The following is a 24132-nucleotide window of genomic DNA, read 5'->3' on the forward strand; positions in this document are numbered from 1 at the left end:
GTTGACCACCACCTCTGCACAGATCGCAGGAGGCGGTGGTTTTTTCGTGGGCGCTGGAGGGGGCATGTCCATACACGAGGTTCGCTTTATTACCTGATAACAAGTAAGGGCAATACAGCGATATGGAAGTGTCTTGCAAAAATGAAAGAGTGTTTGCCGATTTTTACGGTTCCACCCCCTATGACAACGTTGCTAGATTGGAATCGCGGCCCGACGAACGGAATAACCAATCAACTAAAAGGCGGCCTCGAACCCACGCAGCCCTTCATACAGGAGACATCGCTTCCACCTGATTCATCCGCATGACCTTGCAGCCTGATGAGATACACCGCCGTACTGGAGAATCATAAGAACAACAAGGGCCGACATTAAACATCCCCGATATCGAGGGATATAAAAATATCAACAGCCTTGTGAATACAGCCATGCTAAGTGAAGTAGATCTTTTTGTAACACTGGTTCGCACAGGCAGCCTGGCTAAAGCGGGAAAACTACTCGGCATGCCCGCAAGCACGCTGAGCAGGCGGCTCCAGGCCTTCGAGAAACGGTTGGGGACCACGCTGTTCTTCAGGTCGACCAAGGCACTTCGGTGCACCTGCGATGGTGAAAGTCTCTATGCCCTGTGCAAGGACAGTATCGATCAACTGAATATCGCGCTGACCTCCATCAAGCAGGAAAGGGTGGAACTCATTGGAAAAGTCCGTATTCAATTACCCAGCAGTTTCGTCGATTGCAGTGAAAGCCATTCCATACTTGATCTATTGGGTATCTACCCCGGTATTCGGGTCGAACTTCTGATCAATGATCAGGAGCCCGATTTCATCGTCGAAGGTATCGATCTTCTTATTCATGTGGGTGAACTCAAGAACACTGCCTGCGTGACCAAGAAACTCTTCGATACGGAACTGGGGCTCTTTGCAACGGCGAAGTACCTGGCGTTGAAAGGCCAGCCCGATACGGTGGATGCACTGGTGGCGCACGAGGTTCTGCACGACGACAGCCGCAAGGAGTACGTGCTCCACAACCAGAACGGCCCCCCGTTGCCCGTGCGCCACCAGGAGCGCCTGCTGACCCGCTCCAGCCTGATGCTGATGCAGGCCACGCTCAACGGCATGGGCATCGGCCTGCTGCCCTTGAAACTGGCACGGCGCCACCTGGACAGCGGCGCGCTGGTCAGGGTGCTGCCCCAGTTCTCGACGGCAGGTCGATCGGTCTACATCTCCTACCTCAGCTCGCGCTCACTCTCAGCCTGCGCGCGGGCGGTGCTGGACAAGACACTCGCCCTCGCCTACGTGCCGCTTCCACGTGAAGCGGCGCAGACAACCCCCGCAGATAACGACTGAGGCTCGGAGCCCAGGGAGTCTTGCCATGTTCAGTTTCACTTCGCCTGGAAAAAAGGTCCTTGCAGAGCTGCTCGGCACGCTCGAGCGGTCGGAGGACAACCTCTCGGCCATCGATCGCGCCGCCGGGATGATCGAATTCCTGCCGGACGGCACCGTGATAGGGGTCAATTCCAACTTCCTGACGCTGTTCCACTACTCGCTCGAACAGGTCATCGGCAAACACCATCGGATGTTCTGCTCCCCGGCGCTGGTGCGCACGCCGGAATACGAGCAACTGTGGGCGACCCTGCGCAGCGGGCAGCTGGTGAAGGGCGTCTTCCAGCGCCGCGACAGCCGTGGCGGGAACATCTGGCTGGAGGCCTGCTACAGCCCGGTGCTGAGCAAGGGCAAGGTCACCCGCATCCTCAAGCTGGCCTACGACATCACCGCGCGGGTCGAGCAGGACGCCGACGTCCACTCGCGGCTCAAGGCGCTGAACCGTTCGATGGCCATCGTGGAGTTCACGCCGACGGGCAACGTGATCGATGCCAACCAGAAATTCCTCCTCGCCATGGGCTATTCGCTGCAGGAGGTGCGCGGCAAGAGCCACCGCATGTTCTGCGAGGCGGGCTACGTGCAGAGCGCGGAATACAGCCAGCTGTGGTCGCAGCTGAACCAGGGCCAGTTCTTCTCCGGGCAGTACAAGCGCCTGCGCAAGAACGGCTCCATCGTATGGCTGGAGGCGACCTACAACCCGGTCTTCAATGCCGAGGGCGAACTGGTGAAGGTGGTGAAGTTCGCCTCCGACATCACCGAGCGCGTGGAGAAGTACGAGCAGGATTCACGCAGCGCCAGCACGGCGTACCACATCTCGATGGAGACCGAGCGGGTGGCCGAGAACGGTTCGGAGATCATCCACAGCGCCGCCCGGGAGATGCGCGGCCTCGCCGAGGACGTGAACGCCTCAACCGCCTTCGTGGAACAACTCGGGGCCCGCTCGGAGCGCATCACCGCCATCGTCAACACCATCCGCAGCATCGCTGACCAGACCAACCTGCTGGCGCTGAACGCGGCCATCGAGGCGGCTCGTGCGGGTGACCAGGGGCGGGGCTTCGCGGTGGTGGCCGATGAGGTGCGCCAGCTGGCAGGACGCACCAGCAGCGCGACGACCGAGATCGCGGAAATGATCGGGATGATCCTCTCCGAGACCCGCCAGGCGGTGGACAGCATGAAGAGCACGCTGCAACGCGCCGAGGCGGGCATGGCCCTGGCCGACCAGGCCGGCGTGGTGGTGGAGCAGATCCGCCAGGGCACCAATGACGCGGTGCAGGCGGTCAGCATGTTCGCCAACCTGCTGGACGCATCGGAGGTGAAATCCGGGGCCTGGCAAGCCCAGGCCTGATGGCCACGCCTGTTCCATTGGCAAGCAGCCACTGCGCTGCTGCCCGGGCCTGACGGTCCGGGCAGCGGCGGCCGTTTCACCTGCGCTCGATGGCGCAGCCTGCCGACCGCCAGGCCCAGCCGGCCCGGCAGACGCCCCGTTCGACACTTCCAGACTTTCCCCACAGGGCAACGACCTTGTCCGCCGCAGCCCCCCGCCAATACCGTTCAGCCAGCCCGTTGCGCCCACGGGCTGACCCGACGGCCGCCGTGACCGGCCCTGTCCTACCCCTAATACGCGGCACAGTGCGACCCGTTCGACGGTCATGCGACGGTCGAGCGAAGCCCGAGCCGAGCAGGAGGAAACATGGAACTCGCCTTCGATCGCTACCCCCAGCAGCCCCACGGTGGAACCCTGGTCAACCAGGTGGTGCCCGCCGACCGAGTACGGGCAGAAATTGCGCGGGCACGCGCCTTGCCGTCGATCCGCATCGACCTGGAGGCGGTGATCACCATCGAGATGATCACCACCGGCGTGCTCTCGCCCAACAGGGGCTTCATGAACCAGGCCGACTACCTGTCGGTGCTGGGCAATGGCCGGCTGGCCAACGGCGTGGTGTGGCCGGTGCCGCTGAGTTTCGCGCCGGTGGGCGAGCGCAACCGCGAGGTGATCGCCGCCCTGGCGCTGGGCGATGAAGTGGCCCTGATCGACGAGCGCAACGAGCCGGTGGCCACCCTCGCCATCGAGGACATCTTCGATTACGACAAGGAGGAGCGCGCCCGCCAGTTGTTCGGCACCACCGACCGCAACCACCCGGGGGTGGACGCCATCCACCGGCGCATGGGCGATGTGGCCCTGGGTGGCCCGCTGCAGCTGCTGCAACGGGTCGACTGGGGCCCCTTCGAATCATTGCGCCTGGAGCCCCGGGACACCTGGAAGCGCTTCTACGAGGAGCGCGGCTTCCGCTCCGTGGCCGGCTTCATCACCGGCGCCAACCCGCTGCACCGCGGCCACGAATACATCCACCGCAACGCCCTGGAAGGCATCGACGGCCTGCTGCTGCAGCCGCTGGTGGAAATGGCCAAGCGTGAATACGTGCGCCACGAGTACCGCATGCAGGCCTACCGCAACGTGCTGGAAACCTACTACCCGAAGGACCGCGCCATGCTCTCGCCGCTGCGGGTCACCTACATCTTCGCCGGCCCCCGGGAGACGGTGCTGCACGCCCTGATCATGAAGAACTACGGCTGCACCCACGCGCTGATCGGCCGCGACCACGCGGGCATCGGCAGCTACTACGACAAGTACGCCAGCCACAGCATCTTCGACCAGTTCACCCCGGAGGAGCTGGGCATCGAGGTGCGCCTGTTCCACGAGGTGTTCTACTGCGTGCGCTGCGCCAGCCACGCCACGACCGAAACCTGCCCCCACGACGAGCGCTACCGGCTGAACATCTCCGGCACCGGCATCCGCGAGATGCTGCGCCACGGCCTGGTGCCGCCCAAGGAGGTGGTGCGCCCGGAGTCGGCCCTGGCGGCCATGCAGGGCATCCAGCCCAAGGGCCTTGGGGACGACGGCGAAGGCACCCTGCCCGTGGCCAAGGTGATCCAGAGCCTGTTCCCCTTCTACTCCCGCTTCACCCGTCTGGGCGGCGCACCGCGCGCGCAACCCCTGGAAGCGGACGCCCTCACCGTGCGCGACCTGGAGCTGGCCTGCCACGAGGCGCGCGCTCACACAGGCGATGTCTACGACGGCGTCTACCGCGAGTACACCGCCCTGCTGGACCACAACCGCAGCCTGCAGCCGGCCTGGGTGGAGGACGCGCGCGACGCCCTGCACCGGCAGCAGCGGCGCCTGCTCGATGACCTGGACGAGAAATTCAGCCAGGCGCCGGAACTGGCGTCCGACGAGTTCATGTACCAGGGCCAGGCGGAGGTGCAGCAGGAAGTGAGCGCCGCCCGTGCGCTGCTCGACGACATCCCGGCGGCGGTGGATGCCAATCGCCTGGCCAACCGCACCTGGAACAGCCTGCCCTACCCCCGCTATCGCGGCGCCGACGACGCCTGAACCCACGCCCCACGGCAGCGCTGCCCATGGCTGCCCTGGGGCACTGGGGTGAACGCCCCCCTCCGTTCGAAAAAATTTTTCCGGACGTGCATCCGGAACGATTCCTGGCGGGTAGTACAGATGGGCAGCCCGTATCTGCCCCTTTTGACTACCTATCAGGAGATCGCCCCATGAACGCAAAAACTGCCAGTTGCCTGCTCAGCGGCCTCGTCATGTGCGTCGCCATGCAGAACCTCAGCGCCCAGACGGCCTTGCCCGACGCCGTGAAAGTGCCCGATGGCCACAAGGTCCTGCTCGAAACCGTCGGCGTGGGCGAAATCACCTACGAATGCCGCGACAAGGCAGGTGCGCCAGGCCAGACCGAGTGGTTTTTCGTCGGCCCCAAGGCCGTGCTCAATGACCGGGCCGGAAAGCCGGTAGGAGACTACTTCGGGCCGCCTGCCACCTGGCAGGCCCGTGACGGGTCGAAGATCACCGGGACGCAGGTGGCGATCGCGCCAGCCGGAACGGGCGACATCCCGTACCAGTTGGTCAAGGCCAATCCCGCTGAAGGGAAAGGAGCCATGAGCGGCGTCAGCTTCGTGCAGCGCCTGGCGACCCGGGGTGGCGTCGCGCCCAGCGATACCTGCGCCGCCGAGAACAAGGGCCAGCGGCAGGTCGTCAAGTACCAGGCCGACTACCTATTCTGGGGGGCCAACTGAGCTCGCCCGGGCAGGCGCGAGGCGAGCCGTCGGCTACGCTCAACGACACACCCCGGCCAGACGGGCCGGGGCACCCTCGAGCGCAGAAAGTGGATCAGCCTGTCAGTGCCTTCGATTACCAAAGCCACCTCGACGCCTGCGCCCGAGGTGAGCGGCCGGCCTTGCGGGCGCTCTACGATCAGGAAGGTGCGCGTCTGCTCGGCGTGGCTCGCCGCATCGTGCGGGACGACGCCCTGGCCGAAGACATCGTGCACGATGCCTTCATCCGTATCTGGACGCGCGCTGCCAGCTTCGACCCGGCGCGTGGCTCCGCGCGCGGCTGGATCTACAGCATCACGCGGAACCTGGCGCTGAACCATATCCGCGATGGTGCCCGGGAGGCGCCCCTGGACGATGCTGGCGCGGCGGTGCTGCACGCGCAGGTGGCGGAGGTGGACGACAGCCTGGCGGGGCACGGTTCGGCCAGGATTCATCAATGCCTGGGGCAGTTGGAGCCGGCGCGGCGGCGCTGCATCCTGCATGCCTACGTCGACGGCTGCACGCACGCCGAAATCGCCGTCCTGCTCGGCGCGCCCTTGGGCACGGTCAAGGCGTGGATCAAGCGCAGCCTGGCGGCGCTGCGGGAGTGCATGGGATGAACACCGAGCACAATGGCACCGGCCCCGAAGACCTGGACACCCTCGCCGGCGAATATGTACTGGGCAGCCTGCCGGCCAGCCAGTGGCATGCCGTGCATGAGCGCCTCAAGCACGACGCCGATCTGCGTTCGGCCGTGGCTGCCTGGGAAAACCGCCTGCTGGAGCTGACCGCGATCGTCGAGCCGAAAACCCCCAGCCCACGCCTGTGGAGCCGGGTATCCCGCACCCTGGACGAGCAGCTCGATGGTGACATGACGACACCGAGGCAGGTGGCCGTGCCTTGGCACCGGCGCTTGGGCGTATGGCGGGGCCTGGCGGGCGCCGGGCTGGCCGCAAGCCTGGTGCTGGCGACGATGCTGCTGACGACCAGCGCGCCGCGCATCACCTACATGGTGGTGCTGGTGGCCCCCACCGACCAGACCCCCGGCTGGGTGGTGCAGGCCAGCGACAGCCGCAGTGTCCAGCTGATCCCCCTCGGGCATGGCGAGGTTCCGGGCGACAAGGTGCTGCAGTTCTGGACCAAGGCGGAGGGGTGGCAAGCGCCGGTATCCCTCGGCCTGGTCAAGCCTGGCGCGCAACTCAGCGTGCCCCTCGATCAGTTGCCGCCGCTGGAGCCCAGCCAGTTGTTCGAGCTGACCCTGGAAAACCCGGGGGGCTCCACCACGGGCCGGCCGATGGGGCCCGTTCAGTTCATTGGTCGGGCGGTGAAGGTCATCTAGCGGATTCAACCCTCTGTAAAATAAGTGGTTCACGACCAAGGCGGCACTCGTGAACTCCTTCGCCACCGATGCCGACAGCAAGCCCCTCAGCACGCGAACGAACAGGAGCGGCAGGAGGTGATCGGCTACTGCCGGTAATACCCGGGTATCGAAACGAAACTGAAGAATCAGGAAGCGTTGGATAGCTGCAGATAACGCTGCCCCTGTACCTTGCCGACCTGCTACTCGACGCAACTGACGGAATGGACGCCATGCACCTGCTCTACCCCTCATCACCCGATAACCCAAACATCCCGGACGAGACCTTTGCCGAAGAGTTTGCAGCGGCCAAGGCGGCCGGCCTCGGTTGCTCGCTGTTCTCCTGCGAGGAGCTGGAGCTGCAACGCTTCAAACCGAAGCCGGCCCTCGAAGAAGGGGCCCGCGTCCTGTACCGCGGCTGGATGCTGACGCCGGCCGCCTACAGCTACCTGCATGCGTCCATCGTCAGCAGAGGCGCCATTCCCGTCACCAGCCCGGCGCAGTATCGGCATTGCCACCATCTGCCCGAGTGGTATCCACAATGCCGGGACCTCACGCCCGCCACCCTGGTGCTTCCACGTGACGCCGACTTCGCCGCCGCATTGGCCAATGCGGGCTGGTCCGCCTGCCTCGTGAAGGACTACGTGAAATCACTGACCACCCAGCGCGGTTCCATCGCCCGCAGTGCGGACGAAGTGGTCGAGATACTTGCGCTCATCGAACGCTACCGCGGCGAGCTGGAAGGCGGCGTGTGCCTGAGGGAATTCGAACCCCTGATTCCGGAAACGGAAGAGCGCTATTTCGTCCTCGACGGCCGCGCCTATGGCCGAACCGATGAGGTGCCGCCTCTCGTCCAGGAGATCACTCAACGCGTGCCCTGCCCCTTCTTCTCGGTCGACCTGGTGGCCTCTGAGTCCGGCGCTCTGCGCCTGGTGGAGCTGGGTGATGGGCAGGTCTCCGACCGCAAGCAATGGCCGGAGGAACGCTTTGTGGCGATGTTGTGCTCAGCGGTCTCGACTTGAGCCCGCCGCGAAGCCAAGAGCCCCAGACCGAGACCATTCAGGACGCAGTATCCAAGGCCCCCATGAACCCCCGATTGACTTTTCTGCTGGCACTGTTGGCTCTCTGCCCCGCCGCAGCCAATGCCGAATGCGTCGCGGTGTTCTGGATACCGTTCGACGCGGAGCTCTACTCACCGGAAAGCGAGGCCACCCTCGAAGAGCGGGCGTTCGAGCGAACCTCCATTCCTCTGGCCATGGCCAAGAGGCTGAGCCCCGCTGATGCTTCGTCGAGTGCCGTCCGCGAATACGATCCGCATAACACCCGAGCGCTGATAAAGGTCCGCGATAACCCCGTCTTCATCGACCGTTTTGGATGGACCAGACAGGGAGAGCGCTACGGCAAGATCGCCATCAGCCAGATTGAAGATGCGTTGTCTTCCAACTGCTCCGACGTGCCCTAGCCGCGTGGATCGTCCCTACTTTCTCGCCAGGAACACCGCCAACGCCGCAAAACGTCTGCGCGCCTCCCACGCGAACAAGCGATTGGCCAGCGGATTGAGCAGTACGCCCAGCCAAGGCGGTCGCAGCGTCAGGCTGAAGCTGTAGATCAGCTCGGAGCGCCCTCTTCGATATCGCGGTGGCGCATCGACGCCGCCCACGACTCGAACAGCCCAGTCGGCTCCACCAGCATGGCCGCCGCCACCTTGCCCCGGCTGGTAGTTCACGAAGCGGGTACGCATCGCCAGCAGGCGCTTCCAGCCCTTGCCCCGGTTGAAGGAAACCGCGCCGATGGAGGGGTGGCTGTCACCCGTTTCCATATGCGCGACGGCCAGCAAGGTGTTCCACTGCAACCGCACACGGTGGTTATGAAAGGCTTCGAAGGTGGCGTCGGCGGAGGCCGGCATGACCAGGATGAATCGGTTGTCACTCACGAAATGGGCGCCTAAGGAAAGCCAGCGGCCTAGAGTCAAGAAGAGGCCTTCACAGTGAACTGCATCTGCCAAACGAAGCGACGCCCTCAGTTCATGACCGATAGGCGTCACGTCCGTGGGCAGTCAGGAAGCAAGCGCTTTCAAAGAGGCAGCAACATCGCTGTCCACACAGAGGACCGTCGTTCCCTTCTGCTGTATGCAGGCCTTCCGTTCCCCCGTGGTAAGGAAGAAAACCTTGCGTCCTTCGAGCCTGAACCAGCCCGCGCGAAAGCCATAAGTGGCGATGCCATTCAATCGAACGCTGCTCTCCATCGCGTCCCTGTCTATCGGCTGAACCTTGAGTCCCTCGATTGGCCACGAAGCGCCGTAGAACCCGGACCGCACATGAAGTACCCCCTTATCCACATACACCTTGCCCCCCGCCTGGAAGACCAGGTACCCCTGCAGCAACGCGTAGAGAACGCCCCCAACCAAAACACTCTTCAAGCTGATGCTCTTGCTGATCAACAGGTCTGCACCCAGCATCACCGCCACTGGCAATACTGCGATCAGCAGGCTGTTCAACAGCATTGATTTGAAACTGAGAGAAACAGTCACCACGTCCATTCAGATACCTGCCATTCGATAGGTGATGCCACACAGAAGATCGAGAGCTTGTTTTCTCCCGGCTCTCGGCAAACTGATCACTCCAAGTTCATGTGCCGCATAGGCGCAGGCGATCACCTCTTTCCTGACCTGCCTTCGCAGCCCTTGAGATAACAACTGGCTATTGCCGTTTACCTGTGCCAACCGCACGGCAGCACTTTCCACATCAAGCATCTGGCCTGGCTGGATCCCATGGCAGCCTCCGCAATTGCTCCCCCCTCCTCCACCAGTACGGACGGCTACGTTGACAATAACGCTGAGTTGAACAGCAAGATTCACCCCTATCGCGACGTTGACTGCTGCTACTACGTACGTCGCGACACCGACTGCAACCACAGCGATTGCAACGGCCCCAACAGCGGCACGAGCCACTGGGACGTCGAGGGATCGCCGCTGCAAGGAGCTACCCTCACCCTTTGGGGTAAGGATCGCCTTTAGCTTCTGAAGATCACTGGCATATTTACTCTCCAGCATCTGCTCAGGCACCGACCGAGTCAGAAGCCCTTGCAGGTCTTCAGGATCGGAATTCAGCAGATCGTTCACTCGCTGGCGAATCTTGGAGGAAGCAGCAAAAATCCCCATCTCATTGAGCCTGCCGAGGTAGCGGGAATAGTCCCCGTCCTTACTGGCTGCGCGCACAATTGGATCTTGGCTGGCCAACAGCAACTGCTCCTCAACCGAGCGAGGAGCGATCAGTTGCTCTGGTATACCCATTCGTTCAAGGAGCGCACTTCGGTTCGAATAGAACTCGCTGGCCAGCACTGCATCCTTACTCACAGCGGACCAGAGACGAGTGAAATCCACTACATCCTCCCAGACACCAAGAGGCACTTACCCTCTTGACATAAGCAATCGCAATCTATTGTCGCCACCCGAATCTCTAGCGATTATCGAGCCTGGAGTACCATACAAACGATTACTGGCTTTAACCTCTGGAAGGGTGAACGCAACACTTCCCAATGCTGCACCCTTCATGAAATCTCTACGACGCATTGGCTGTCACCTCCCTGTGGCTATCGCACTGAATCAAACTCTGAGAATAAAAAGCACGAAGCACGCGCCCCATGTGGTTTCCATACTCAGATTTTATGGACTCACGCAAACGCTCATCCTGATGAAGCAGAGCACAGGCTTGGCAAGGATGAACGATGTGCTCCAAAGAACTGATACCTGCCGACGCGCTGAGTATTTTTAATATGCGATAAGGGCCATCAACCTTTATCCAAATTTTCAAGAAATCCCGTACTTGCGAAAAATACACAACCTCAAGTGCGTGCTTGCTGAAGCTTCCTAGCTTCATTTCGGGAATGTGCTCAAACGTAAGCCCGCAACAACCGGAAATTTCCTTATTAGGAGTTATCACGCAGTTCTCTAAAACCTGATCACAGCCCTGAAGAAGCATATCTTCTCGATTGGAGAATACTTTCCTCATAGTGCTGCCTGCATGAAATGGCATCCAGCTGTTTACCTGCAACTTCACAAGCCCCGCCTCAATAAATGGCTTCAGTTCCTCATCAGCTTTTACTTGGCTAATCACTTCGCTCTTGCCTGAGTCTTGCTCAATGGTAATTACGCAAAATATTCCATTCTCCGCCACGGCCTTGGCGGCATTGACAACCGAGGCTACGGGGACCCACTCGGCATGATCGACACCTGTACTCAGGTTGATCTCATTCAGCCCCGAAGCAGACAGTCTTCTTGCCACTCTCGTCGCCGAAGAGTGAGTCTTCCCCCAATACCCATTTGTCACGCAGCGACTAAGCAGCCCCAATTGTTGAACGTGATCCAGGGAGGCAAACAAATCCTCTCCCAGCAGAAGTGGCTCCCCACCACTAAACACAACAAGACGCAAGCCAGGAAACACCTGCCACGCTTGATCAATGAAACTGGCTATCTCTTCGAAAGATAATTTTGCAGATAGCGTCGGATTGCATTCGAAACAGCAATCCCGACACTGAGCATTGCACTTGTATGTCGTTATCACCGTCAGCGTATGCGGAAAGACATCCCAGTAACCTTCTGGAACCCATGGCTGATCCATATCGAGTCTCCAAACAAACAATGAATGACAATCATTGTCATCTCTGGAACCAATGTCGACTCAAGGAAAAGCAGCTGAGTAGCGCTTGAAAAAACAATAACAAGTCTGGAATAAGGCTTACCTAACGTGAAATCCGTATCAAAAGAAACAGCCTACAGTTTAAAAGGAACCATTCATGGATCATGAGAAACCATTCATCGTCACCTTATAGAAATTACTGACTACCTTTTTCTTATGATCTATTAATTTCGCAAGACAGCACCGAAAACTTTATTGCATTACTCTAGGTAATGCGTAGGATCGTTCACTTTCATACCTACGATATTTCTCCAAACCAATCCCTGTATTTAAAGTGACAGACGAGTGCTGAACCTGAACAAGAACACCGGAAGAGGTACCTGGCGATCCATAGGTCAACGCATGCAGGGCTTGCAGGTTCAGTCCATCCCCATCGCAGGTAAGTCCATTGAACTCATCACCACAAAATTGGACGGTACCGCCTACCAGATAGGCCGCATCCATACCGAGAATGCCTTCGTGGTGAAGAAAGGGGTCCTGTCACTGCTGTACGTGAGGCCGGACTACAGGGGATACCGCCGGACAGCCGGCCTGGTTTTCGCTCCCTGCTCCTGGAAGGTCGACTACGACCATGCGCTGAGCAGGAACCTCGCCAGCCAGCTGGGCTACACCTACGTGCTGATGCTGCGGGTGGTACCAAGAATCAACCGCTCGCACGGCCACCTCGAACGAAAACTGAAGGAGAGCGAGGAGGTGCCGGGCATCTGCTTCGCCGATGAACGAATCCGGGGCAAATGGATGGGGCGCTCGGCAAGCAGGCTGCTGACGCCTCCGAGCGCCTTCTCACCTCATCAGACGACCCAGTACGAGCTGACGTTGCGTCAGGCCGGCCAATGGGGCTTTGCGATGGGGGTGGAGGATGACGACAGGGACATTCCCGGCCTCAAGCTGATTGCCGATTTCGGTGCCCCTGCGCTCCTATCAGCCCAGACTCCAATCGCTCTTAGTGAGAACCGCGACTAAGCCCCCGCTGCCGCAGCCCAATGCAATTGCCCCAAGGGTCGCGCACCTGGCAGATGCGGTCGCCATCCCCCAGTGCCAATGGCCCTCGGTACAACGGCGCGCCCAGTTGGCCCAAGCGCAGCACTTCGGCATCCAGATCATCCACCGCCCAATAGACGACGGTGCCCGCCGCGCCGCTGGCGACCTTCTCGTCGGCGTTGACGATCTCCAGCACCACGCCGCCCATCTCCAGATGCCCGTAGTCATCCGTCGATGGCAGCACAGGCTTCGCCTCGGGAAAGGCGCGCTGGTACCAGTCGGTGGCTGCACGCCAGTCACCGACGTGCAGCAGGATCGAGAGGATGCGGCGCTCAAGCATGGCGCGTGACCAGACAGATAAAGGATGCGAGAGGGTTCAAGTCAGGCAGAGACGAGCTTTTCCCTGACCTTATCCTTGAAGCCTTTCAGGTAAAAGGCATCGCCCTCCACTCGCTCCACGGAAATCTTCCGCATGTCCTTCATCGTTACCGCGAACAACGCGAATAGGAGCGAGCCGAATATCAGACCCGAGAGCGGCAAATTGAATTGCCCTGTATTCGCGCTTATTCGCAGAACAAGTGCCAGCACGAAGACCACCAGGGTCGCTCTCAACACCCAGGTCCAGAACGCCTTTTTCTTCAGGCAGCTCGCGCACTGGCTGTACGAAATATCCAGCCGCTTCCGGGATATGAAATAGGCCGCAATCAACGCCAGGGGGCTGAGCAGCAGCCACAGGAACGTCAAAGGGCTCACGTAGTTGATCCGGGTCGAAACTGCTTCAAGCTCCGTGTCCGTCGCACAGCTGATGCACACGCATGGCAGTGCTGCGTTGTTGTTCACTTTCAGGAGTTTTCCAACCCAAACGCCCCCACTCTGCTGAGCGAGGGATGACTGGGGCGGCGAGTAAGGCGACTGCGGGTTCATCATGACTCCCTTTTTCATGACTCTGAATGATCGGATCAGGCCCTGACCACGATGGTCCGCGCCGCATGATCGCCAAGCCGCTGGCGTCGCTGTCCGAAGACAAAGACCACGTCGAAAATGCCCAGCAGGCCTACCAACCCCCGCAGGCAGGATTTGTGCAATTCGCAGGGCGCACCGGTCTCGCTGTCGACGACGCGGATCTTGAGCAGGCGCTTGCCGATGCCCTGTCCATTGAACCCGTCCTTGGCCAGCAGGTAGCCGAACAGCAGCAGCATGCCGACCTTGCCGACGGTGTCCTGGGTGCCGCTGTGGTGAGCGGTCAGGAATTCGATGGCAATACTGATCGCGGCCAGCACCAGCAAGGCCAGCCAGAAATCGAGCTGCGATGCCGCCAGCCTCGCCCAGAGCGGGGCGAGTTGCAGGTCGAGCGGTTCACGCCGAACCGCGTTGGATGCAGGAAGTTGTCGCGGCACGGCACGCTCGCCCGGGGTCGATTCCCGCTCTGCAAGCACACTGCGGATGACCCGCTCGGCCACCTCGGTCAACCCACCCTGCTCAAGCAGATCGACCAGGACCTCCGTCCGTCTTCCGCTGTAGGTTTCTCGCAAGCGCGCTTCGGTTGCATCCATTTCAGACTTCCTTGTGATCGACAGGGGGTGGATTCTGTGTCGCCGCCACTTCAGTCGTCAATTACCGCAAAAAGACCGGATATCGCTGCAAACGACCTCGCCATATGCGACCCATCACCACTCATCCTTGCACTCTCCATCGGTCTCGATAAAGTAGCGAAGCGGCGAAATGACATCACCGCAAGAACCTTCACTCAGGAACGAGTAATCCATGACCAAGATCATGATGTGCACAGCGGCGCTGGCAGTTGCGCTGCTCTCCGGTTGCGCTTCGGTACCGATGGAATCCCCCGAAAAAGACGCAGCCCTCAAAGCCTTCCCGAACCCGCCGCAGGACCAGTCTGCGGTCTACATCTTCCGCGACACGTCCTTGGGCGCTGCGCTGAAGAAGACCGTGAAGATCGATGACAAGGTGATCGGGGAAACCGCACCCAACACCTATTTCTACCGTCTGATCACCCCGGGCGCGCACGTGTTGTCGACCGAGTCCGAGTTCGGTGACAACACCCTCAACCTCAGTGCCCAGCCCGGCAAGAACCACTACGTACGCCAGTCCATCCGGATCGGTGTGTTCGCCGGCGGCGCCACCCTGAGCGAAGTCTCCGAGTCCGAAGGCAAGAAGGCCGTGGCCGACACCAAGCTGGCCCGCTGAAAACCCCGTGGATGGGGTCGGCAATCGACTCCATCCACAGCCTGCTTGCACCCCTCCCTCATCGTTGCCCCCCGTTCTCCAAGCTGCTAAAAGCCCTCATCCCCATTTAAAAGATGAATACCACCATGGACCACAGTGACCGATCGAATAGTCGCGTGTTCGAGCTCGACCTGCTCCGCGCCATGGTCGCGGTGGCCGATTGCGGCAGCTTCACCACGGCGGCCAGCCGGCTTAACTCCACCCAGTCCACCGTCAGCCAGAAGATCCGCCGGCTGGAGGAGATGGCTGGGCACCGCCTGCTGGAGCGTGGCAACCGCGATGTGCTGCCCACCGAAGCCGGCGAGACGCTGCTGGGCTACGCGCGGCGCATGCTGGCGCTGAACGACGAGCTGCAGGAGGCGCTGTCCGGGGCCACGGTGGCGCTGACGGTGCGCATCGGCGTGCCGGACGACTTCGCCACGGGGCGCACCACCCTGCAGTTGGCGGCGTTCAACCGGCATTACCCGCAGGTGAAGCTGGAAGTCACCAGCGGCCTGAGCCGCGACCTGTCCGCCAGCTACGACCGTGGCGAGCTGGACCTGGTGCTGCTCAAGCAGCGGCAGAACGCCCGCGAGGCGGTGGCCTGCTGGCCGGAGAAGACGCGCTGGGTGGACAGCGCCAGGAACCCCTGCATCGACCTCGACCCGCTGCCCATCGTCACCTTCCCCCCGCGCGGGGTGTACCGCGACGAGATGATCGCGGCGCTGGAGGCGGTGGGCCGGCGCTGGCACATCAGTTTCACCAGTTCGAGCCTGTCGGGCATCCAGTCGGCCATCGCCGATGGCATGGGCATCGGCCTGCTGCCGCAGCGGGCGGTAACGGCGGACCACGCCGTGCTGGCCAAAAAAGCTGGGCTACCCTCGGTGGACGCGTTCGAGGTGGCGCTGCTGCATCGCCCGGCGGCGGACCCGATGGTGAAGGAACTGGCACGTGTGCTGTCACGGGTGCTGGCGCAGGATACGAAAGGCTGACGGACACCCCGCTCGCATTCGAAAAACGAATACAGCGGATTCCAACATTTAATTTGTGCATGTAAAGGCCGCTGGATATCGTGCTCTCCAGCGACGGCCACCGCCCCACGGGCGCGCCGCTCCGCACCATTGCTCACCACGGCGCCGCACGCGCCGGGCAGCAAGACAACAATGAGGAAATACCCCATGGCCAAATCCACCTATTACGCGCCGCACGGCGGGCACCCGGCACAGACCGAGCTGCTCACCGACCGCGCCATGTTCACCGAAGCCTATGCCGTGATCCCCAAGGGCGTGATGCGTGACATCGTCACCAGCCACCTGCCCTTCTGGGACAACATGCGCATGTGGGTCATCGCCCGCCCGCTGTCCGGCTTCGCCGAGACCTTCTCCCAGTACATCGTCGAGCTGGCCCCCCAGGGCGGCAGCGACAAGCCCGAGCAGGACGTCAACGCCGAAGCGGTGCTGTTCATCGTCGAAGGCGAACTGACCCTGACCCTGCAAGGCCAGGTGCACACCATGCAACCGGGCGGCTATGCGTTCATTCCGCCGGGCGCCGACTACAAGGTGCGCAACACCAGCGGCCAGCACACCCGCTTCCACTGGATCCGCAAGCACTACCAGAAGGTCGACGGCGTACCGCTGCCGGACGCCTTCGTCACCAACGAGCAGGACATCGAGCCGCGCGTGATGCCGGACACCGAAGGCCGCTGGAGCACCACCCGCTTCGTCGACATGGCCGACATGCGCCATGACATGCACGTGAACATCGTCAACTTCGAGCCGGGCGGCGTGATCCCCTTCGCCGAAACCCACGTGATGGAGCACGGCCTGTACGTGCTGGAAGGCAAGGCCGTCTACCGCCTGAACCAGGACTGGGTCGAGGTGGAAGCCGGTGACTTCATGTGGCTGCGCGCCTTCTGCCCGCAGGCCTGCTACTCCGGTGGCCCGGGTCGCTTCCGCTACCTGCTGTACAAGGATGTGAACCGCCACATGCGCCTGACCCTCAACCAGGCCCATTGATCCAAACGACGGGAGCCCAGCGCTCCCGTCGTCGTTTCTGCCCTCCGTATTTCTGTGGGAGCGAATTCATTCGCGAAGGGCCGGCATGGCGTCCACCGTTGCTGCCGATCCAACCTCGCCCCACCTGGCCTACCGCTTCACATGCGCCGCGAACCCCGTCTCCCCTGGCGCCACATCGGGCTTCAAGGTCAGCGCGGGAATCTCGTAGTCCCCGCCGTTCTGCTGGCGATAGGCGATGGGCGCGGTGCTCCAAAGATCGTCCAGCCGTTGCCCCAGTTCCTCCTGGATGCTGGCGAAGCGAGCCGCGTCGACCCGGCTGGTGCGGTGCACCACGAAGGGCGGCAGCACGTCGAAGCCGGGGTAATGCAGGATGCCGTGCTGGATGGGGAACAGCAGGTCGTCCAACGGGCCATTGATGCCGCGCTCGCTGTAGTGGGAATCCCAGCCGCCGGTGGTGACCAGCAGCATCGCCCGCTTGCCCGCCATCGACCCCTCGCCGTAGCGGTTGCCCCAGCGCACGTCCGAATGCTCGCCCACGCCATAGGCGAAGCCATAGGCGTACACCCGGTCGACCCAGCCCTTGAGGATCGCCGGCATCGAGAACCACCAGAGCGGGAACTGCAGGATCAGCGCATCGGCCCAGCGCAGCTTGTCCTGCTCGGCGGCGATGTCCGCGCTCTGGCGGCCGCTGGCGAAGGCGCGCCTGGAGTCCTGCGAGGCATCGAAGCGCGCCTCGGGGTCGCGGTCCAGGCTGTCGCCGGCATCGATGGGCGCCTTCCAGAGCATCGCGTACAGGTCGGACACCTGCACCGCATGGCCGGCGGCCTCCAGGCGCTGCACGGTGAAATCCTTCAGCGCGCCGTTCAGCGAGCGGGGTTCGGGGTGGGCGAAAACGATCAGGACATTCATGGCAAACCTCCATAACGGGATGAGCGCAGGATGGTGGCCCGCCAGGTATTTTGGAAATGAATAACCCATATTCCAGGTATGCGAATGAATAATCTCAGGCGTCTGGACCTCAACCTCCTGGTGACCCTCGACGTGCTGCTCGCCGAGCACAACGTCACCCGCGCCGCCGAGCGCCTGAATTTTTCCCAGCCCTCGGTGAGCGTGCACCTGGCCAAGCTGCGGGAAATCTTCGACGACCCGCTGCTGCTGCCCGGCCCGCGCGGCATGCGCCCCACCGCCCGCGCCGAGGAACTGCGCGAGCCCTTGCGCCAGGCTCTGGAAGCACTGGAGCGCGCCGTGGCCCCGGCCAGCCCCTTCGACCCGGCCCAGGCGCGGGATACCTGGCGCGTCGCCGCCACCGACTACGGCGAATCGGCCATCCTCCTGCCCGTCCTCGCCGGCCTGCGCGCCGCAGCCCCCGGCACCCGCATCGCCGTGGTCGAGATGGCGCCCTCGCGCATCGCCAGGCAGGCGGAAATCGGCGACATCGACCTCGCCTTCCACACCGTCGAAGGCTCGCCCCTCAACCTGCGCCGCCGCACCCTGTTCGCCGAGCGCTACGTGCTCGCCGGCCGCGCCGGCCACCCGCGCCTGAAGCGCCGCCCGACGCTGAAGCAGTTCTGCACCCTCGACCAGGTGATCGTCTCCCCCGATGGCGGCGGCTTCTCCGGCGTTACCGACGCGGTCCTCGCCGAGCACGGCCTGGAGCGCCGCGTGGTGCTCTCGGTGCCGCACTTCCTGTTCCTGCGCTCGGTGCTGGAAAGCACCGACCTGGTGGCCATGCTCCCCGAACGCCTGGTGGGCAACAGCGGCACCCTGCAAGTGGTCGACGCCCCGCTGGAAGTCCCCGGCTACGAGATGGCCATGCTCTGGCACGAACGCTCCCACCGCGACCCCGCGCACCAGTGGCTGCGGGAGCAGATCGTCAGAGCGGTCTGATCGTTGGGGAGAACTCATTAGCCCAGCAGCCCAGCGAACCCCTTCGCGAATGAATTCGCTCCCACAACGGTGCCTACCTGTGGGAGCGAATTCATTCGCGATGCCTGTAGGTCGGGTGCAACCCGACACCTGCGACGCAAGGTGCTCGCGGGTTTCACCCGCCCTACGGACTGGGATGACAGTACCGGGATGGCTCCGTACCATGCCGGGCACGCCATTCCCCAGCTCAAGGAAGACTTATGGAAAAGTGGAGCGATCGTCCTGCATCGGACGATCACCTGGAGACGCTTATTGAAAGGGCTTATGTGATTCTCAAGCCCATCGTGCCTCAACTTGCCAAGTTCGCACCGCCGGTAATCGGCTTCTCGCTCTTCCTGCTCTATTTCCAGTCCAACAATTTCTACCCTAACTTCGACCTGATGCAGTTCTCGTCCTTGCTGCTCAGCGCCAGTGGAGTTGGCTTCGCGATCATCGGTTTCATTTTTCTAGCCTTGTTACTACCGGGGCAGTGGATATTCCACGGGTTCATGAATATCTCGGTTATCCGCGACAAACTCTTGGTCTGGCTGCCGGACACACCCAACGTAAAAATCTTCTGGATGCTAGGGATGATTTTCCTAGCGCCCTACTGCCTGAGTTCTCTGCTGCTTTCGTTCGTGTTGATCCAATTTCCTGACATGTACTTTTTCAGTTTCATTGGGGGAAGTCTGCTAATCACTCTGGTATGCGGGATCGCCATACAGCTTCAATTCAAGCTGCCCAGATTTTCATTCTGTCGCTACGTCCTCCATGCATGGGTGCCGGTGATGGCGGTTAACGTCCTGGCGTTTTCATTGGTCGTCGACACCTTGGACTTGATAGGAAAGCTCGACGGAGAAGCGCTCCAGATACTGGCAATTTTTCTCATTCCTCTGATGTGCTGCGTAGTAACTGCGTTTTGTTCAGCCCTGAGCATCGCAGGCATCAAATACACCGCCCCCTTCTCCCTATTCTTCGCTTTGCTGATTGCCTTCTACAGCGGCATCCTCGCCGGCCTCCCCGACCGCGTCATGCAGCAACTTGGCCTGGGTAACTACAAAGCCCAGAGCGTGCTGTTCAACCCGGACTACTGCCAAGATGAAATGCCCGAGTGGCTGGGGCTCGGATCGAACTGCAGCCTGAAAGACGTCCACGTCATCTGGGGCCTGGGCGAGACCTACAGCTTCCTGATCGAGCACGACGGGAAACAGCGCCAGATCCAGGTTCCCTCACAAGACATCAAGGCCATCGTGCGCGAACGCTGAAGCCACACCCTGTAGGGGCGAATTCATTCGCCCAAGGCGCGCGCAGCGCGCCCTCCCGTAGGAGCGAATTCATTCGCGATCGGCCTATCCGGCAGAACTGAACCCTGTCACGCCCGCTAACAGAACAGCAGCGCCTCCGGTTCAGCCATCCGGGCAGTCGCGCTATTCTTCCGCGCTTGTCCACCCGATACCCTTCGCCGATGCCCTCACCCCCGCTCGCCATGCCCGATCACCTTCCGCCCGTTCTCGCCGGCCCCATGCTGCGGCGGCTGGAGGCGCAGCGCGTGGTGCTGTGGCTGGTGGCCAGCCGCGAGCTGGCGCTGAGCCTGCACCTGGCCGTCGACGGCAACGCCCGCGATCACCGCCTCGATGGCGAGGCCTGCCAGGTGATACCGCTGGGACGGCACGCCTTCCTGCACCTGGTCGACCTGCGCCTGGATACGCCCCTGCCCTGCGACCGGCAGATCGACTACGACCTGCGCTTCGATGGCCAGGGCATCGCCCAGTGGGCGCCGCACCTGCTGTATGGCGAGGCGCGGCAGCCGGGCTTCGTGCTGCGCTCGCGCATCGACCAGCTGCTCCACGGTTCCTGCCGCAAGCCCCATCACCCGGCGGCGGAGGGCCTGCTCTGCGCGGACCGCCTGCTGGCCGCGCAGCCCGAGCCGGAACAGCGCCCGGCGCTGTTGTTGCTCAGCGGCGACCAGGTCTACGCCGACGACGTGGCCGGGCCGATGCTGCGCGCCATCCACCAGCTGATCACCCGCCTCGGGCTGTTCGACGAGCGCCTGGACGGTGCCGTGGTCGACGACAGCCAGGCCCTCTACCGACACCCGGCCAGCTACTACCGGCGCGCCGACCTGCTGCCGGCGCTGGAGAGCAACGAGACGCTGCGCGAGCGCTTCTTCGGTGGCTCGAAGAAACCCATCTTCACCAGCAGCAACGCCGACAACCACCTGGTGACCCTGGCCGAGGTGCTGGCCATGTACCTGCTGGTGTGGTCACCGGTGCCCTGGACGCTGCTGGAGACGGAAATGCCGTCGCTGCCGGTGGACAAGGTCGAGCGCTACCAGCTGGAGCGCCAGCGCCTGGAAGCCTTCCGCGAGGGCCTGCCGGGCGCGGCGCGGGTATTGGCCCACCTGCCGACGCTGATGATCTTCGATGACCACGACATCACCGACGACTGGAACCTCTCCGCCCAGTGGGAGCAGACCGCCTACGGCCACCCCTTCTCCAAGCGCATCATCGGCAACGCGCTGCTCGCCTACCTGCTCTGCCAGGGCTGGGGCAACGACCCGGACGCCTTCGCCCAGGTGCTGCCGAAGATCCAGGCGCTCACCACCGGCGCGCAGGCGGACGGCCACCTCGACAGCCCGATGCTGGACGACCTGATCGACGAACTGCTGGCCTTCAACCACTGGCAATACACGCTGCCCACCACGCCGGCGCTGGTGGTGCTGGACACCCGCACGCGCCGCTGGCGCAGCGAAATGAACCTCAAGCGGCCCTCCGGCCTGCTGGACTGGGAAGCGCTGAGCGAGTTGCAGCAGGAGCTGCTCGACCACCCGTCGGCCATCATCGTCTCGCCCGCGCCGGTGTTCGGCGTGAAGCTGATCGAAACGGTGCAGAAGGTCTTCAGCTGGCTGGGCCACCCGTTGCTGGTGGACGCGGAGAACTGGATGGCCCATCGCGGCGCGGCCCAGGTGATCCTCAACATCTTCCGCCACTCGCGCACGCCGGGCAGCTACGTGATCCTCTCGGGGACGTGCACTACTCCTTCGTCTACGAGGTGTTGATCCGCCACCGCAAGCAGGGCCCGCGCATCTGGCAGATCACCAGCAGCGGCGTGAAGAACGAGTTCCCCCGGCGCCTGCTGGACGTCTTCGACCGCCTCAACCGCTGGCTCTACTCGCCCCATTCGCCGCTCAACTGGTTCACCAAGCGCCGGCGCATGCAGGTGGTGCCGCGCACCCCGGCCCACAGCAAGGCGGGCGAACGCCTGTGGAATTCGGCCGGCCTCGGCCAGGTGTTCTTCGATGCACAGGGCCGCCCGGCGCGCATCTTCCAGCTCAACGCCGACGGCAGCGAGGCCACCGAATTCCTCGACGAGCGCGACGGCCCGGGCCGCGCCTGATCGCCTGTAGCCCGGGCTTCAGCCCGGGGAAGGTCGCGGCTCACGGAGGGAGGCCCTCAGGCAGGGCCCCGGGTCGACCTCGTCACTGCGTCCCGAACATCGCCGTCCAGTAGATGCCCGCATCACTCTTCGGGTCCACGGCATAGCCCGCGCCCAACTCGCGGTACTGCGGGTTCATCAGGTTGGCGCAATGGCCGGGGCTGGCCAGCCAGCCGTCGAGCACCTTGCGCGTGCTGTCCTGGCCGGCGGCGATGTTCTCGCCGATCAGCTGGCCGACATAGCCCGCCAGCTCGGCGCGGTCGCCGGGGGTGCGGCCGTCGCGGCCCTTGTGATCGAAATAGTTCTGGTTGGCCATGGAACGTGCGTGGCCCTCGGCGGCGGTGGCCAGGGTGGCGTTCCAGGCCAGCGGCGTGGTGGCGGCGAAGGCCTGGCCGCCGCACTGGCGGGGCTGGGCGCGTACCGCGTTGATCTGCTCCAGCAGCGTCTGCCCTTCCTTCTCCCACTTGCCCAGGGCGGCAGCCAGCAGCGGCCGGGCGAGGACGATGCGCCAGTCGCGCTCCTCGCGGCTCACGCCGACGTCGACGAACTGCGGGTCGAGCAGCACGTGGCAGAAGCTCTCCTGCAGGGCCCCCATGGCGGACTTGGCGTCACGCGGGCCGGAGAGGCTGATGGCCTGCACGTTGACCATGGGATAGGACGACTGCGCCAGCGCCTGTTGCAGGTCGCCGATGCTGCTGGCCGAAAGCACCAGGCGCGGGTCCGCCGCCAGCGGCGGCAGCTCCAGGGACGCCTCGCCCGCACAGCTCTGCACCTGGCTGCGGTACAGGTTGATCGATTCGACCAGTTGCGACTCCTCGCTGGCCGCAGCGTGGGTGGCCACGGCCACCCCGAACGCCAACGCCGCGAGCCGCGACACGCGATGCATGCCCCCCATGGAAACCTCCCTCACCTGATAGCGCTCGTGATGCGCGATTCCAATCCGTCCGGCGCAATGCGATATCACCCCTGGAGCGCCCCAGCCTGCTTGAACAGGCCGCCGGGACGCAAGGCCGTCAGGCCCGAATACCCCGGTTGGACAACCCCGGCGGGAAAATGTGCAGCACGATGCCATCGCTCGGTACTTACGGCCATACGCAAGCACGCCGGCCTGTCGCTATGATCGATGCATGACGCCATCCATCCCCCTGCGCAACCCCTGCCCGCCCGGCACCTGTATCTGCGAGCGCGACCAGTTGCTGGACGCGCCCGGCGCCGACCTGCGCATCCTGCGCCTCACGCGCCAGGAAGAACTGCGCCTGCTCGACCGGCTGGAGAACATCACCAGCCTCGACGACCTCGGGCGGATGCAGCAGAAGATGTTCGAGCAGCTCGGCATCCGCCTGGCCATCGCCCCCGGCTTCAACGAGGTGCGCAGCGGGCGCGGCATCGAGATCGACATCGCCGAGCAGGCCGGCCTCTGCCGCAAGACCCGCCAGTCCATCCCCGCCGCCATCCGCCGCGGCCTGGAGAGGAACCCGGACGTCCTCTTCGCCCTGCTCAACGCCCACGACCTGCTGCGGGATGCGTGAGGCTCACGCCTCGAATTGCGGGTGATTCCCGGCTCTGCAATCATTGCCCGCCGTTTTTCAGCAGACCTGGCGACGGACGCCCCGCCCACACAAGGATGTGCAATGCGCTACCCACTGACGCCCTACGTGCTGAGCTTCGCCGCGTGCGCTTTTATCCTGGTCCTGCTGGGCATGGTCGGCGTGATCGGCATCGCCCGCAGAAACCCGCATTACAAGGCCCTGTGGCTTTCCCTCTTCAGTGTCGGCGCGGCCTACCTGGTGGCCATCGCACTGCTGGTGGTCAGCGGCCTGCTGCTGGAGGACATGGACCCGCGACTGGACCATCCCTTCGCATTCGCCTGCGCCACGCTCACCACTGTATTCGCGGCCGGTACGCTGCGCTGGCGAATCAGTCCACTCAAGGCCCTGCTTCACCTGTTGCCGAGCCTGTTGTCCTTCACCATCGCCTACGTGCCGGCGCTGTTCATTTACGGCTGTGCCACAACGCCCGTCTGCCTGTGA

Annotated in this window: 24 protein-coding genes and 2 pseudogenes; 17 read left to right on the forward strand and 9 right to left on the reverse strand. The window is 62.9% G+C overall.

Features of this window, described 5'->3' with window-relative positions; translation table 11 throughout:
• Positions 1–425: 425 nt before the first annotated feature.
• From PHLH3_RS21555 to PHLH3_RS21590, 8 genes are all read left to right on the forward strand, one after another.
• On the forward strand, positions 426–1343 hold the full coding sequence (locus PHLH3_RS21555) for a LysR family transcriptional regulator (protein ID WP_213625722.1): 918 nt from the start codon (positions 426–428) through the stop codon (positions 1341–1343).
• A 25-nt stretch (positions 1344–1368) separates the two neighbouring features.
• Complete coding sequence (locus PHLH3_RS21560; RefSeq protein ID WP_213625723.1) at positions 1369–2724, forward strand: PAS domain-containing methyl-accepting chemotaxis protein; 1356 nt, start codon at positions 1369–1371, stop codon at positions 2722–2724.
• 345 nt (positions 2725–3069) lie between these two features.
• On the forward strand, positions 3070–4770 hold the full coding sequence (locus tag PHLH3_RS21565) for a sulfate adenylyltransferase (RefSeq protein WP_213625724.1): 1701 nt from the start codon (positions 3070–3072) through the stop codon (positions 4768–4770).
• Between the two features lie 170 nt (positions 4771–4940).
• Positions 4941–5471, forward strand: a complete 531-nt coding sequence (locus tag PHLH3_RS21570) for a DUF3455 domain-containing protein (protein ID WP_213625725.1) — start codon at positions 4941–4943, stop codon at positions 5469–5471.
• 89 nt (positions 5472–5560) lie between these two features.
• A complete protein-coding gene (locus PHLH3_RS21575) occupies positions 5561–6109 on the forward strand; it encodes a sigma-70 family RNA polymerase sigma factor (protein ID WP_173172197.1) in 549 nt (182 codons plus the stop codon).
• Complete coding sequence (locus tag PHLH3_RS21580; RefSeq protein ID WP_213625726.1) at positions 6106–6828, forward strand: anti-sigma factor; 723 nt, start codon at positions 6106–6108, stop codon at positions 6826–6828. The genes PHLH3_RS21575 and PHLH3_RS21580 overlap by 4 nt, the downstream gene beginning before the upstream one ends.
• Positions 6829–7079: 251 nt before the next feature.
• Positions 7080–7868, forward strand: a complete 789-nt coding sequence (locus tag PHLH3_RS21585; protein ID WP_213625727.1) for an ATP-grasp domain-containing protein — start codon at positions 7080–7082, stop codon at positions 7866–7868.
• Positions 7869–7942: 74 nt separating this feature from the next.
• Positions 7943–8308: a hypothetical protein gene (locus PHLH3_RS21590; RefSeq protein ID WP_213625728.1), complete on the forward strand. Its 366-nt coding sequence runs from the start codon at positions 7943–7945 to the stop codon at positions 8306–8308.
• 15 nt (positions 8309–8323) lie between these two features.
• Here PHLH3_RS21590 and PHLH3_RS21595 read toward each other — a convergent pair.
• The 4 genes and pseudogenes from PHLH3_RS21595 to PHLH3_RS21615 all read right to left on the reverse strand — a co-directional run bounded on the left by PHLH3_RS21595 (position 8324) and on the right by PHLH3_RS21615 (position 11465).
• Positions 8324–8752: pseudogene (locus tag PHLH3_RS21595) on the reverse strand (hypothetical protein).
• 150 nt (positions 8753–8902) lie between these two features.
• Positions 8903–9385, reverse strand: a complete 483-nt coding sequence (locus tag PHLH3_RS21600) for a hypothetical protein (RefSeq protein ID WP_213625729.1) — start codon at positions 9383–9385, stop codon at positions 8903–8905.
• Positions 9386–10228 (reverse strand): hypothetical protein, encoded by an 843-nt coding sequence (locus PHLH3_RS21605; RefSeq protein WP_213625730.1) that lies wholly within the window; start codon positions 10226–10228, stop codon positions 9386–9388.
• A gap of 178 nt (positions 10229–10406) precedes the next feature.
• The gene (locus tag PHLH3_RS21615) at positions 10407–11465 is read right to left on the reverse strand and encodes a radical SAM protein (RefSeq protein ID WP_213625732.1); all 1059 of its coding nucleotides are present in this window, start codon (positions 11463–11465) and stop codon (positions 10407–10409) included.
• A gap of 363 nt (positions 11466–11828) precedes the next feature.
• Here PHLH3_RS21615 and PHLH3_RS21620 point away from each other — a divergent pair, with 363 nt between their 5' ends.
• Positions 11829–12506, forward strand: a complete 678-nt coding sequence (locus tag PHLH3_RS21620; protein ID WP_213625733.1) for a hypothetical protein — start codon at positions 11829–11831, stop codon at positions 12504–12506.
• On the opposite strand, the gene PHLH3_RS21625 is transcribed toward PHLH3_RS21620, so the two are convergent.
• From PHLH3_RS21625 to PHLH3_RS21635, 3 genes are read right to left on the reverse strand one after another with little or no spacing between them, the layout of a single operon-like run.
• Positions 12487–12864, reverse strand: a complete 378-nt coding sequence (locus PHLH3_RS21625) for a VOC family protein (RefSeq protein WP_213625734.1) — start codon at positions 12862–12864, stop codon at positions 12487–12489. The genes PHLH3_RS21620 and PHLH3_RS21625 overlap by 20 nt on opposite strands.
• A gap of 41 nt (positions 12865–12905) precedes the next feature.
• Positions 12906–13451 carry a hypothetical protein gene (locus PHLH3_RS21630; RefSeq protein ID WP_213625735.1) on the reverse strand — a complete coding sequence of 182 codons (546 nt, stop codon included), beginning with the start codon at positions 13449–13451 and terminating at the stop codon, positions 12906–12908.
• 32 nt (positions 13452–13483) lie between these two features.
• Complete coding sequence (locus tag PHLH3_RS21635) at positions 13484–14077, reverse strand: RDD family protein (protein ID WP_213625736.1); 594 nt, start codon at positions 14075–14077, stop codon at positions 13484–13486.
• 211 nt (positions 14078–14288) lie between these two features.
• Between PHLH3_RS21635 and PHLH3_RS21640 the strand changes: the two genes are divergently transcribed.
• The 3 genes from PHLH3_RS21640 (at position 14289) to PHLH3_RS21650 (ending at position 16762) form a co-directional block, all read left to right on the forward strand.
• Positions 14289–14729 (forward strand): DUF2846 domain-containing protein, encoded by a 441-nt coding sequence (locus PHLH3_RS21640; RefSeq protein WP_111264052.1) that lies wholly within the window; start codon positions 14289–14291, stop codon positions 14727–14729.
• Between the two features lie 125 nt (positions 14730–14854).
• On the forward strand, positions 14855–15739 hold the full coding sequence (locus tag PHLH3_RS21645) for a LysR substrate-binding domain-containing protein (protein WP_213625737.1): 885 nt from the start codon (positions 14855–14857) through the stop codon (positions 15737–15739).
• A 186-nt stretch (positions 15740–15925) separates the two neighbouring features.
• On the forward strand, positions 15926–16762 hold the full coding sequence (locus PHLH3_RS21650; protein WP_213625738.1) for a bifunctional allantoicase/(S)-ureidoglycine aminohydrolase: 837 nt from the start codon (positions 15926–15928) through the stop codon (positions 16760–16762).
• Between the two features lie 129 nt (positions 16763–16891).
• On the opposite strand, the gene PHLH3_RS21655 is transcribed toward PHLH3_RS21650, so the two are convergent.
• On the reverse strand, positions 16892–17671 hold the full coding sequence (locus PHLH3_RS21655; protein WP_213625739.1) for an NAD(P)H-dependent oxidoreductase: 780 nt from the start codon (positions 17669–17671) through the stop codon (positions 16892–16894).
• Positions 17672–17755: 84 nt separating this feature from the next.
• On the opposite strand from PHLH3_RS21655, the gene PHLH3_RS21660 reads away from it, so the two are divergent.
• The 3 genes and pseudogenes from PHLH3_RS21660 to PHLH3_RS21670 all read left to right on the forward strand — a co-directional run bounded on the left by PHLH3_RS21660 (position 17756) and on the right by PHLH3_RS21670 (position 22063).
• Entirely contained in the window at positions 17756–18649 is an 894-nt protein-coding gene (locus tag PHLH3_RS21660) for a LysR family transcriptional regulator (protein ID WP_213625740.1), read from the forward strand.
• A 239-nt stretch (positions 18650–18888) separates the two neighbouring features.
• Positions 18889–19932, forward strand: a complete 1044-nt coding sequence (locus PHLH3_RS21665; RefSeq protein WP_213625741.1) for a hypothetical protein — start codon at positions 18889–18891, stop codon at positions 19930–19932.
• A 200-nt stretch (positions 19933–20132) separates the two neighbouring features.
• Positions 20133–22063: pseudogene (locus tag PHLH3_RS21670) on the forward strand (alkaline phosphatase family protein).
• An 82-nt stretch (positions 22064–22145) separates the two neighbouring features.
• Here the strand turns inward: PHLH3_RS21670 and PHLH3_RS21675 are convergent.
• Positions 22146–22997 carry a CAP domain-containing protein gene (locus PHLH3_RS21675; protein ID WP_213625742.1) on the reverse strand — a complete coding sequence of 284 codons (852 nt, stop codon included), beginning with the start codon at positions 22995–22997 and terminating at the stop codon, positions 22146–22148.
• A 232-nt stretch (positions 22998–23229) separates the two neighbouring features.
• Between PHLH3_RS21675 and PHLH3_RS21680 the strand changes: the two genes are divergently transcribed.
• Positions 23230–23631: a hypothetical protein gene (locus tag PHLH3_RS21680; RefSeq protein ID WP_173172172.1), complete on the forward strand. Its 402-nt coding sequence runs from the start codon at positions 23230–23232 to the stop codon at positions 23629–23631.
• 102 nt (positions 23632–23733) lie between these two features.
• Positions 23734–24132, forward strand: coding sequence for a hypothetical protein (locus PHLH3_RS21685; protein WP_213625743.1), 399 nt, complete (start codon positions 23734–23736; stop codon positions 24130–24132).

The organism is Pseudomonas sp. Pc102 (assembly GCF_018408275.1).
Taxonomy (GTDB): Bacteria; Pseudomonadota; Gammaproteobacteria; order Pseudomonadales; family Pseudomonadaceae; genus Metapseudomonas; species Metapseudomonas tohonis.